Raw genomic sequence first — 14536 nt, 5'->3', positions numbered from 1 at the left:
ATCGTTGTCTGCGTCAACACCGATGTACCATACTGTATTCGGGTGGATGGTATCGTCTGTATCGTCACAGTCATCAATAGTTAAGGCTGTAGCTGAATAACCTCCAGGGTTAGTACATTGATTTGTTATGGTTTGATTACTAAAAAACCCATCATTATCATTATCAACGCCTAAATACCAAGATGTGATTAAACTATTGATTTGATCTCCTGATAATACACCATTAGATAATGCAAAGGCATCCATTTTTCCTGTAAAGAATGCATCTAAAGTATTTTGAAAACTATCTTTTCCACTTAATTTACCAGCAATTCCACCATAACTTAAGTTACTTGGAACCGTTCCTGGTACATTTGCACTATTATCATTAGCCACTTGTGATCCGTCAATATAAAGTGTATGATTTGTAGTACTACCATCATAAACCATAGCCACATGATGCCACGCTCCATCATTTGGAAAAGAAGCTGATATTAAACTTGCAGTGGAATTTGTGTCTCTAATTACTGATTCTAAATTACCTCCTGATAACCTTACTGCTATTCCTTTATTATTACCTCCTTCATCAAAAATATTTTGATTCCCTGTTAAATTGGTTGGTTTAATCCATACTGCTATACTTCTAGAACTAGTTGAAGTATTTAAAAAGTTATCAGGTGTTCCAGAGTTTGTAGCATATTGAATGGCTTCTGTACCGTTAAAAGCAATTGATTGATCTCCATCTTTAAAATCGTTTGAGTCAAAAGTTATACCTGAAGAAATTGCTATTTGAGGATCGTGATTGTTACCCGAAACGTCATCGGCATTATTACCATTATCAAAATCCCAAAAAGCTTCAAAACTACTTTTTGCTACAGTAACGCATCCACTTGATGGAGGCGGGATATAACAGGCTGAATTTTGAACTTGAGATTCTGTTAATACGGAATCATATACAGCAAATGCATCCATTTTACCTGTAAAGTAAGTCCCAGTCTCTCCACTATTAAATGCATCATTACTCATTACGCCTCCAATACCTCCTGGGCTAGAATGTGTATCTAAAATACTAAAAGCACTTGAATTAACATCTTCTTCTACACCATCTATATATAGTTTTAAGCTTGTATTGGCGCCATCAAAAACTAAAGCAATATGATGCCAATCTCCATCATTTGGAAAGATTGCTGAAACATTCTCATCTGGATCAGTATTATTTGTAATCTGTGCTTCTAATGTTGCATTATTTAATCGTATAGCTAAACCATTACCATTTCCTCCTTCATCTAATATTTCTTGGGTACCAGTTAAATTTGTTGGTTTAATCCAAACAGAAACACTTCTTGAAGCTGTTGAAGCATTTAAAAATGTTCCATCATTATATTGAATTCTTGTTGATCCGTTAAATACTACGGATTGATCACCTTCTTTAAAATCTACGGCATCATAGGACAATGTTCCTGTTGTTGCTATTGGGTTATTTAAATTTACTGAAGCATCATCTGCATTGCTAGCTATGTCAAAATCCCAATACGCATTATATCCGCTTTCAGCTTGACATCCATCTGTAGAGTTTGAAGGTGTATTGGATATTAATGCTGGTAATGGAACTTCGTCTCCAGCATTTGCTCCACTTCTGTACGTTGGCAATGGTGCAGAGGTATCTATTAAGTGCGTTCGCATATCTGTAACCATATCATTTGCTAAATCGATTGTAGCTTGATCTGGGTTACCATCTAATAGATTAGTCGTCTCACTTATGTCATTTATCAAATCATACATTTCGTAATCTGCCGTTTCATAAAAATGAATTAGTTTATAATCTCCTTTTCTAATGACTGTAACAGGTGTTTGGCTTCTTATGTAACCAGGGAAATGCCAATAAAGTGCATCTCTAGTCATAGCTGTTCCATTTATTAACATTTGCCATTGACTTTCACCATCAATTTCGTAACCTCCCCCTGGTAATGAACCTCCTGCAGCTTCAACAAAAGTTGGGTATAAATCAAAAGCTATTATTGGCGTAGTATTTACAGTCCCTTTATTAGCTAACCATGGTGCTTCTGACCAAGCAAATGTAACGGAACGAATTCCGCCTTCATACAAATCTCCTTTATATCCTCGTAACGGACCATTATCTTCTGTTCTTACAGCACCTCCATTATCAGAAATAAAATAGACTAATGTGTTTTCAGATAACATTTTACCAGGGTTTCTTGGATCGGAAGTTGTTTTTAAGTGATTAATTAATCTTCCTATAGCCTGATCCATACCTTCACCTAGAGCTGCTTGCCCTGGTTTAAAATCATGCCCCATTAAACCTGGGTTATTTATGGCTTTATCATTGTATTTTGCTCTTAAATCTGGACGGGCATCACTTGGGTTAAATGGCCCATGAACAGCATAATTACTAAAGTGCATAAAAAATGGATTATTACTATTTGTATCTATCCAATCTGTTGCAGCCTCTACCATAGCGTCAGTAACATGTTTCGGAGTTCCTATTAAAGAGTTTCCATCTAACAAATAATCGGAATCGGTTAAATCATCATTAAGGTATACTTCCGCATAAGCATCTAATTCTGGCCCTATAGAACCCCCAAAAGTATAAGGCATACCACTTGAGGCAAAATAATCCCCTGGATTCCCTTTAGTTCCACCTCCAAAGTTAGTGTCAAAACCTTGATCGGTAGCTGCATTATCACTCACATCTGTATCTTCATTTTCTCCAACATGGTACTTTCCTAAATGTACTGTGGAATATCCTGCCAATTTCATAGTTTCTGCTAGGGTAATAGCATCATTAGTAAGTGGATCATTAGGAAGTTCGTCAATACCATTGGGCAAGCCATTATCTGGCCCCACAAGCAACGTTGAGTTTCCTCCTCTGTTTAAATTATCAACCGCAAAAATATTATTTGTTGGTCTAGCAGGGTACTGACCACTTAATAATGCCGCTCGTGTTGGCGCACAATTTGCTCCATTTACATAACCATAGGGGAATGCAATTCCTTCACTTGCTAAAGTTTCTATGTTTGGAGTTTCAAAAAAATCACTTGGATTATTCAAATTGGTAAGTCCTGTACTTACTTGAGACCAACCCATATCATCTGCAATAATTAAAATGATATTAGGGTCGGTTTGAGAAAATACGTTGCTATTAAATAAAAGGCATAACCATACTAAGAGAGAAATTATAGGTTTCATAGAATTGAGAGATTTGGGAAATCTAATTTATAAATTAAAGTTTTGCCAAATATAGTGCATTTTGTCGATAAAAAAAGTATTTCATCGATTATTTAAACAATTTTCATCTATATTATATTTAACCTACAGTAATAATGCGTACATGATTATAGATTTATAAGAATGTACATATGTATTAAAGAAATTATGATGTAAAAAACTCCAAGATAGTTTCTCTTGGAGTTTATAGGGTATCGTGATTTTAAGGATAGATTATTTCTTTAATATTTTTTTAATGATATCTTTAGTATCTGTTTTAATTTTGATAATGTAAATGCCTTTTGATAAGTTTTGCACAGGTAGATTAATAAACTTTCTTTCTGAATATTTATTACTATATATTGATTTTCCTAAGACACTAAATATCTCAACTTTAATATTTTTATTAACTTCATTAAAATTAACATTCAAATGATTTACAAATGGGTTAGGATACAATAAACCAAAATCTTGATTTTCATCATTTACTGCTAAGGTATTACTACAAGCTGAATTTTGAACTTGTGTTTCTGTTAAAACAGCATTATATACGGCATAAGCATCCATTTTTCCAGTAAAAAAACCATCTTCTGCAGCTGCTCCAAAAGCATCTCCTCCACCTAGAACACCGCCTATACCTCCAGGGCTGTTATGAGCGTTCAAGGTACTATGTGCACTTGTATTTGAATTTGCTAAAACGCCATCGATATAAAGCGTTAAAGTTGTATTGGTTCCATCAAATACTAAAGCAACATGGTGCCAATCTAAATCTGTTGGGTAAACTGCTGACACACTTTCATCCGGGTCTGTATTGTTAGTTATTATAGCTTCTAAAGTCGAATTATTCAATCGAAAAGCCAATCCATTTCCACTTCCTCCTTCTTCAAATATTTCTTGAGTACCAGATAATGCTGTAGGTTTTATCCAAGCTATAACCGTTCTTGAATCTGTGGATGCATTTAAAAATGTGCCATCATCATATTCTATTTCTGTGGAACCATTGAATATAACAGATTGATCGCCTTCTTGAAAATCTGAACCATCATAAGCTAAACTACCTGTTACGGTAATTGGATCATGGTTATTTTCACTAGTATCGTCCGCGCTACTTACGCTATCAAAATCCCAATAGGCCTCGTAACCAGTAGTTACTTGACACCCATCTCCTGAATTACCAGAAGATGATACTGATACAAAACCTGGCATTGGCACTTCTGTACCATCGTTTCTGTAGGTTGGTAACGGTGCAGAGGTATCTGTTAAGTGATCAATCATATCGGTTATCATGTCATTTGCTATATCAATTATAGCTTGATCTGTACTTGGCAATAAGTTTGTGATTTCACTAATATCATTTATTAAGTGATACAATTCGTAACTACTATCTTCATAAAAGTGCATTAATTTATAATCTCCTTTTCTTACTACAGTTACTGGTCTAGAATCACGTTTGGAATCTATAAGATATCCTGGATGATGCCAAAATAGGGATTCTCTAGTCATTGCCGATCCATTTGTAAGCATTTGCCATTGACTTTCTCCATCTATATCATAACCGCCTCCTGGCAGTGTTCCTCCCGCTGCTTCCACAAATGTTGGATATAAATCAAAAGCAACTATTGGTGTCATATTAACAGTTCCTTTATTTGCTAACCATGAAGCTTCAGACCAAGCAAATGTAACTGACCTAATTCCGCCTTCATAATATTCACCTTTCATGCCTCGTAATGGGGATTGAGGTGTTCTTTTAACTGCATCTCCGTTATCGGCAATAAAGTATACTAATGTGTTCTCTGATAATTTGCTTCCTGGATTTCTTGGATCATCTGTAGTTTTTAAATAATCAATAAGTCTACCTATTGCCTGATCCATACCTTCTGCTAAAGCAGCCTGACCTGGTTTGCTATCATGATCCATTGTGCTTGGATTGCTAATAGCCTTGTCATTATATTTAGCTCGTAAATCCGGTCTGGCATCACTGGGGTTAAATGGCCCATGTATAGCAAAATTACTAAAGTGCATAAAGAATGGTGAAGCTGAATTGTTACCCATAAAATCCATAGCGGCTTCTGCCATAGCATCAGTTACATGTTTAGGGGTTCCTTCTAAAGCATTATCTCCATTTACAGATAATTCAATTGATTCTGCCAAGGTATAAACAGCTGCATATGGGTCTAACTCTGGACCTATTTTACTACCAAATGTTGTACCATTTGAAAAATAATTTCCTGGTCCTCCATCTGTTCCTCCTCCATAGTTATAATCAAAGCCTTGATCGGTAGGCGCATTATTTGAAACATTGGCGGCTTCAAACTCTCCTACATGGTATTTACCAAAATGTGCTGTTGTATAGCCTGCTGTTTGCATGGTTTCTGCAATAGTAATTGCACTGGCTGGAATTTCGTCTATATTACCATTTGAAGCTAACCCCATATCTGGCCCAATTAAATTTGAATTCCCAGAGGTGTTTCCTCGATTTAAATCATAAACTGTAAATACATTATTATGTGGTCTTGCTGCATATTGTCCGCTTAAAAGCGCTGCTCTTGTAGGTGCGCAATTTGCACCATTTACATAGGCATAAGGAAAAGCAATACCTTCTGAAGCTAGCTGATCTATTATTGGTGTTTCATAGAAGTCACTACCATAATTATTGGCATCAACATTAGTCGTTACATTGCTACTAACTTGATTCCAGCCCATATCGTCAGCGATTATTAATATAATATTAGGGTCTGTTTGAGAATATAAGTTTCCACTAAATAATAAGCCGACCAGTATTAAAAACGTAATTGTAGGTTTCATAGAATTGGGTTCTAGTTGTATTTAAAGCAAATATAATGTATTTAAACGAATAAAAAAGCACTTAAACGATTATTAATATTTATTATGTAAGCTATTATTTACAATTTGTCATTAAAAACTACTCTGATTTAGAAATAAGCTAGTCTTAAGGGAAAAATAGTAGTTGTTATTTTTTGAAAAAAATATTTATACAACAAAATGTCTTTGGAGATGAAATACCTATTTCCTATCAATAGTTTAAAATTAAGGTATTTACTAAAACATAAAAAAGAAGGGCACTACTAAAAATGCCCTTCTTTTTTTTTACTTTAAAAATAAATATGATATTATTCTTTTATAGCTCTTTTATAGCTTACTTTACCATCTATATCCATTCGTATTAAATATTGTCCATTTTGAAAATTACCTGTGGAAATTTCAATATGATCTTGGTTATTAAATGATTTAAAATATAGTGATTGACCTAACACATTAAGTACTGTTATATCTACTTTTTCATATACGCCATCAATTGTAATATTCATTTGATTTGTAAATGGATTAGGATAAAGTTTACTTGAATTGATTCTTGGATTATTATCTGTAATGCTTAGTTTTCTTTGTTCTCTAGCTAATCCTAAACATGCTGCTTCTTGTATTTGCGTTAATGTTAATACTCCATTATAGAGTGCATATCCATCCATCTTCCCAGTAAAGTGGCAATCTGAAGCTTCTCTAAATGAGTCTCTTCCTCCTATAACGCCTCCTATACCTCCAGTTCCATTATGTACACCCACAGAGCTTGCTGCACTATTACTTGCAGCTACTTCCACTCCATCAAGGTATAACTTAAAACTTGTATTTGCACCATTATATACTAAAGCTATATGATGCCAATCAGCATCATTAGGATATGGAGTACTTAATTGTGTAAAACTTGATGCACTACTTCTTACAACGGCTTCTAAATTACTTCCGTTTAACCTTAAAGCAACTCCTTTTGACCCCCCTCCTTCATCCATAATTGACTGAAGTCCATTTAAAGTTATAGGTTTAATCCAAACAGCTAAACTTCTAACAGTTAATGCAGGTGTTAAAAAAGTACTTGTACTATACTGAACGTCAACAGTTCCGTTAAACACAACAGACCGGTCACCTTGTTTATAATCTGATGTATCATAGGACAACGTCCCATTAATTGATGTTGGGTTATGACTATTTCCAGAACTATCATTTGGACCATTATTCACATCAAAAGTCCAATATGCCTCATACCCAATTGGAGCTTCGCAAACAGTGGGAGCCGGATCATTAACCGTCACAATAACATCATCTACATCATTACATCCATTTGAAGTGACAGTTACTGAATATGTTGTTGTAGATGTTGGACTTACAGAAATACTAGCTGTTGTAGCTCCTGTGTTCCACAAATAAGCACCACCACCTGTAGCTGTTAAAGTTGTTGAATCGCCTTCAGTGATTGTAACATCTGGTCCTGCATTGGCTACTGGTAATGGGTTAACTGTTACCTGAACATCGTCATTGGTGCTACATCCATTTGAAGTTACTGTTACCGTATAAATGGTTGTTGAACTTGGACTTACATTGATACTCGCCGTTGTTGCTCCTGTGCTCCATAAATAGAAATTGCCTCCTGAAGCTGTTAATGTGATTGTATCGCCTTCACATATAGAGACATCTGAACCTGCATTGGCTGTTGGTAATGCATTAACTGTTATTGTTACAGCATCATTATCACTAACACCACAACCATTATTACTTACTGTTACTGTATAAGTTGATGTTGAACTTGGACTTACATTTATACTTGCTGTTGTGGCCCCTGTGCTCCATAAATAAGTATCACCGCCTGAGGCTGTTAATGTAGTTGTATCACCTTCACATATAGAGACATCCGAACCTGCGCTTGCTGTTGGTGCTGAATTAACAGTTACTGTAACATCATCATTTGAACTACATCCATTTGATGTGGCTGTTACCGTATAAATACTTGTTGAACTTGGACTTACAGAGATACTCGCTGTTGTTGCTCCTGTGCTCCATAAATAAGTTCCGCCTCCTGTAGCTGTCAATATGGTTGAATCACCTTCGCAAATCGTTACATCTGAACCTGCATTGGCTATTGGTAAAGGGTTTACTGTGACCTCAACATTATCGTTAGCACTACAGCCATTGGTGGTTACGGTTACGGAATAGGTTGTTGTTGAACTTGGACTTACATTAATACTTGCCGTGGTAGCTCCCGTACTCCATAAATAGGTATCGCCACCTGTAGCTGTCAATGTGGTTGTGTCGCCTTCACAAATCGCTACATCTGACCCAGCATTTGCCGTTGGAATTGAATTTACCGTAACCTCAATATCATCATTAGCACTACAGCCATTGGTGGTTACGGTTACGGAATATGTAGTCGTTGAACTTGGACTTACATTAATACTTGCCGTGGTAGCTCCCGTACTCCATAAATAGGTATCGCCGCCTGTAGCTGTCAATGTGGTTGTACTACCTTCACATATGGATACATCTAAACCTGCGTTCGCTATTGGTAACGGGTTAACTGTTACTATAATATCGTCATTTGAACTACATCCATTTGATGTGACTGTTACCGTATAAATGGTTGTTGAACTCGGGCTTACATTGATACTAGCAGTTGTTGCTCCTGTACTCCATAAATAGGTGCCACCGCCTGAAGCTATTAATGTGGTTGTGTCTCCTTGACATATAGTTACATCTGAACCTGCATCTGCTGTTGGAATGGTGTTTACTGTTACAGTGACATCATCGTTGGCGCTTATACCGCATCCATTATAAGATACTGTTACCGTATAAACTGTCGTTGTAGTTGGTGACACATTTATGCTAGCTGTTGTGGCTCCTGTGCTCCATAAATAGGTGTCTCCGCCTGAGGCTGTTAATGTAGTTGTATCGCCTTCACATATGGATATATCTGAACCTGCGTTTGCTGTTGGTGCTGAATTAACAGTTACAGTAACATCATCATTTGAACTACATCCATTTGATGTGGCTGTTACCGTATAAATGGTTGTTGAACTCGGACTTACAGAGATACTCGCTGTTGTGGCTCCTGTGCTCCATAAATAAGTTCCGCCTCCTGTAGCTGTCAATATGGTTGAATCACCTTCGCAAATCGTTACATCTGACCCAGCATTGGCTATTGGTAAAGGGTTTACTGTGACCTCAACATCATCGTTAGCACTACAGCCATTGGTGGTTACGGTTACGGAATAGGTTGTTGTTGAACTTGGACTTACATTAATACTTGCCATGGTAGCTCCCGTACTCCATAAATAGGTATCGCCGCCTGTAGCTGTCAATGTGGTTGTGTCGCCTTCACAAATCGCTACATCTGACCCAGCATTTGCCGTTGGAATTGAATTTACCGTAACCTCAACATCATCATTAGCACTACAGCCATTGGTGGTTACGGTTACGGAATATGTAGTCGTTGAACTTGGACTTACATTAATACTTGCCGTGGTAGCTCCCGTACTCCATAAATAGGTATCGCCGCCTGAGGCTGTTAAGGTGGTTGTACTACCTTCACATATGGATACATCTGAACCTGCGTTCGCTATTGGTAACGGGTTAACTGTTACTGTAATATCATCATTGGAACTACATCCATTTAATGTGGCTGTTACCGTATAAATGGTTGTTGTGGTTGGGCTTACAGAGATACTAGCAGTTGTTGCTCCTGTACTCCATAAATAGGTTCCGCCGCCTGTAGCTGTCAGTATTGTTGAATCACCTTCACATATGGATACATCTGAACCTGCATTGGCTATTGGTGCAGCATTTACAGTGACCTCAACATCATCATTGGAACTACATCCATTGGTGGTTGCAGTTACAGAATATGTAGTCGTCGAACTTGGACTTACATTTATACTTGCTGTTGTGGCTCCTGTACTCCATAAATAAGTATCGCCTCCTGAGGCTGTTAACGTGGTTGTATCGCCTTCACAAATCGCTACATCTGATCCTGCATTGGCTATTGGAATTGAATTTACTGTAACCTCAACATCGTCATTAGCGCTACATCCATTTGATGTGGCTGTTACCGTATAAATGGTTGTTGAACTCGGACTTACAGAGATACTCGCTGTTGTGGCTCCTGTGCTCCATAAATAAGTTCCGCCTCCTGTAGCTGTCAATGTTGTTGAATCGCCTTCGCAAATCGTTACATCTAATCCTGCATTGGCTATTGGTGCAGCATTTACAGTGACCTCAATATCGTCATTAGAGCTACAACCATTGGTGGTTACGGTTACGGAATAGGTCGTTGTTGAACTCGGGCTTACATTGATACTTGCTGTTGTAGCTCCTGTGATCCACAAATAGGTATCTCCACCAGAGGCTGTTAATGTGGTTGTATCGCCTTCACAAATCGTTACATCTGAACCTGCATTAGCTATTGGTAACGGATTGACTACTACTTCAACATCATCGTTAGTACTACAACCATTAGTTGTAACGGTAACGGAGTATGTCGTTGTTGAACTTGGACTTACATTAATACTTGCCGTGGTAGCTCCCGTACTCCATAAATAGGTATCGCCGCCTGAGGCTGTTAACGTGGTTGTACTACCTTCACATATGGATACATCTGAACCTGCGTTCGCTATTGGTAACGGGTTAACTGTTACTTGGACATCGTCATTGGAACTACATACATTTGATGTGGCTGTTACCGTATAAATGGTTGTTGAACTTGGTGACACATTAATACTTGCCGTGGTTGCTCCTGTGCTCCATAAATAGGTGTCGCCCCCTGTAGCGGTCAATATGGTTGTATCGCCTTCACAAATCGTTATATCAGCTCCCGCATTGGCTAGCGGTGATGGGTTAACTGTCACAATCACATCATCATCTGCGCTACAACCATTGGATGTTACTGTAACGGTGTATGTTGTTGTGGACGTTGGACTTACGTTAATAATCGCTGTAGTGGCACCAGTACTCCATAAATAGGTATCGCCTCCACTGGCTGTTAAGGTTGTAGAATCTCCATCGCAAATCGTTATGTCTACTCCGGCATCTGCTGTCGGTAGTGGATTAACAGTTACTATGACATCATCATCATCTGAATTACCGCCATCAAAAGCTGTTACAGTATAGGTTGTTGTGGCTGATGGACTCACTGTTATACTGGCTGTTGTAGCTCCGGTACTCCATAGATAAGACGTTCCTCCGGAAGCTGTCAAAATTATTGAATCTCCATCACATATAGTTACATCTGGACCAGCATCTGCAACTACATTATTTAAACATGCATTAGCTTCAATATCTGTTAAAGTTAGTGCGTAATCATATATTGCAAAAGCATCCATTTTCCCATTATAATAGTGATGATTTGAATTTGAATTTGAATCAAATGTATCGGTCCCAAAAACACCTCCAATTCCACCAGCATTACCGGCAATATCTTTGCTTGTTGGAATGTCTGTGATATCTGTTGCCTCTTCTACTCCATCAACATAAAGAGTTAAACGCACTCCTCCTTCAAATACTAAAACAACATGATGCCATTCTCCATCCATAGTTGCATCAAAGTCTGCTTCTACAAATGCACTTATCAATCCAGTATTTTGATTTGCTCTTGCCTGAATTTTATTATCATTCAATCTTAAAGTTATCCCTTTCCAATTACTTCCTTCATCATAAATGTTTTGTATACCACCGTTTAAAGCATCAGGCTTTAACCAAACCGAAACAGTTCTATTAGTTTTCGCTTCATTAAGAAACGTACCATCATTATATTGCACTTTTGTAGCACCATTAAATATAGCCGATTGATCACCTTCTTGGAAATCTATATTATCATAACTCATAGAGCCAGTAACAGATACAGGATCATGATTATTTCCTGAGGCATCATTAGCGTTACTTACAGAATCAAAATCCAAATAGGCATCAAAACCAGTAGTAGCTTGACATCCAGCTGTAGGGTTACCACCAGTACTTACACATGCTGATGTTGCCACATCGGTATCACTTAATACGGAGTCATACACTGCATAGGCATCCATTTTACCAATAAAATAGCTATCTGCAGCATTTACAAAACTGTCCCAGCTACCAATAACACCACCTATTCCGCCTCCGGTTTCATTGTGAGAATCTAACGAAACAGGAGCCGATGCACTTGCTGCAACTTCTACTCCATCAACAAATAATTTATGTGTTGTATTTGTACCATCATATACTAAGGCTACATGATGCCAATCGCCATCATTAGGAAAAGCTGCTGATAAACTATCAGCAATAGACACTGTACTTCTTACAATAGATTCTATATTTGATCCGTTTAACCTCATTGCAATTCCCTTATCACTTCCGCCTTCATCAAAAATTTCTTGTATTCCGGTTAAACTTGTTGGTTTTATCCATGCAGTGACTGATCTAGAGGTCAGTGCTGGCGACATGAATGTAACTGAACTATAATTAATGTCTACAGAACCGTTAAAAACAACTGATTGGTCACCTTCTTTAAAATCAACTGTATCATAAGACAACGTTCCATTAATAGGGTTTGGGTTATTACTATTAGCTGAAGCATCATCTGCGCCTTCTGCTATATCAAAATCCCAATAAGCTTGATAACCATTAACTGCCTGGCAACCATCTGATGAATTTGGTACACCTCCATTAACATCTATAATATATGGTAATGGAACCGTTGTTCCATCACTTCTATAAGTTGGTAATGGTGCAGAGGTATCTATTAAATGATTTCTTAATAGTGTACTCATATCATTACCTATTATTAATGTAGCTTGATCTGGACTCCCCGCCAATAGGTTAGCACCTTCACTGATATCATTAATTAAATTAAATAATTCATATGATAGTGTTTCATAATTGTATCTTAATTTATAATCCCCTTTTCTAACTACAGATACAGGTCTTGAATCACGCTTAGAATCAATAAGATATCCAGGGAAATGCCAATATATAGCCTCTCTGCTCATACTTGTTCCGTTGGTTAGCATTTGCCATTGACTAGCACCATCTATATCATAATTACTAGGTAAAGTCCCTCCAGCAGCTTCAACAAAAGTTGGATATAAATCAAAAGCCTGAATTGGTGTTGTATTAACAGTACCTTTATTTGCTAACCAAGAGGCTTCAGACCAAGCAAAAGTTACCGATCTTATTCCGCCTTCATAATATTCACCTTTCATACCTCTTAATGGTCCTGCATCATCTGAACTTATAGCACCTCCATTATCTGAAATAAAGTACACTAAAGTGTTTTCAGATAACATACTACCTGGGTTTCTAGGATCTTCAGTTGTTTTTAAATAATCAATTAATCTTCCAATGGTTTGGTCCATGCCCTCAGCGATAGCTGCTTGACCTTTGCTGTCATGACCTATTTGACTTGGTGTTTTAACATCGTATTTTGCATATAAATCAGGACGTGCATTAGCTTGATTAAAAGGACCATGAATTGCATAATTACTAAAATGCATAAAGAAGGCATTATTCTTTTCTGTTTCCATAAAATCTATAGCAGCGTCAGCCATAGCATCTGTAACATGTTTTGGAGTTCCTTCTAAAGCATTATCTCCGTTTACTGAGAGTGCTATTGACTCAGCAAGAGTGTAAGGCGCTGCATAAGTATCTAATTCCGGACCAATACTACTACTAAATGTATAAGGAGAGTTACTTGAAGCAAAATAACTCCCAGGTGCTCCTGCTGTACCGCCTCCATAATTATAATCGAAGCCTTGATCTGTGGGTGCATTGTTTGAGGTGTTGGATGCTTCATTTTCTCCAACATGATACTTGCCCCAATGTGCAGTTACATATCCAGCAGTCTTCATGGTTTCAGCAATAGTTATGGCACTAGATGGAATTTCATCAATATTATTATTTGATGCCAATCCCATATCTGGACCAATTAATGTTGAATTTGAACTGGTATTCCCCCTATTCAAATCATAAACATTAAAAACATTATTTGTAGGTCTTGCTGCATATTGCCCGCTTAATAAAGCTGCTCGAGTTGGCGCACAATTGGCACCATTAACATAGCCATAAGGAAAAGCAATGCCTTCGCTAGCTAAGGTTTCTATTGTGGGTGTTTCATAAAAATCACTTGGATTATTAAGATTGGTTAACCCAGTACTAACTTGCGACCAGCCCATATCGTCTGCAATAATTAAAATTATATTCGGGTCTGTTTGAGAAAAGAGAGGATTAAAAAATAAAGTGAATAGCAATAAACATGAATACTTTGTTGATTTCATTGTATATAAGGATTGGTTGGTTCACCAAAGTAATGTTTTTCAAAAAGAAAAGTACCAATGACCAAATGTATTTTTTAACATTATATTGTTTTTATTAACATTACAAATTATAATACATGGTTTAAAATATAGATTTTCAACCCTTTATATTTTAATGAACAAAAAAAAATCAGTTTGTGACTTATCGATTAAATATAACAATACTAAATAAGAGGTGTGGGTTCCTATATTAAAATGACCTTTTA

General features: G+C 37.1%; 3 protein-coding genes. All 3 read right to left on the bottom strand.

The window, feature by feature from the left end; translation table 11 throughout:
* Positions 1-3186 (bottom strand): LamG-like jellyroll fold domain-containing protein (locus ABD941_RS14595; protein WP_345274875.1); only part of this gene is annotated, 3186 nt, incomplete at its 3' end.
* 252 nt (positions 3187-3438) lie between these two features.
* Positions 3439-6009 carry a sulfatase-like hydrolase/transferase gene (locus ABD941_RS14590; RefSeq protein ID WP_345274874.1) on the bottom strand — a complete coding sequence of 857 codons (2571 nt, stop codon included), beginning with the start codon at positions 6007-6009 and terminating at the stop codon, positions 3439-3441.
* A gap of 326 nt (positions 6010-6335) precedes the next feature.
* Positions 6336-14291, bottom strand: a complete 7956-nt coding sequence (locus ABD941_RS14585; protein WP_345274873.1) for a LamG-like jellyroll fold domain-containing protein — start codon at positions 14289-14291, stop codon at positions 6336-6338.
* Positions 14292-14536 lie beyond the last annotated feature (245 nt).

It is taken from the genome of Flaviramulus aquimarinus (genome assembly GCF_039543205.1).
GTDB classification, from domain to species: Bacteria; Bacteroidota; Bacteroidia; order Flavobacteriales; family Flavobacteriaceae; genus Flaviramulus_B; species Flaviramulus_B aquimarinus.
This window is presented reverse-complemented; position numbering and strand designations above follow the sequence as displayed.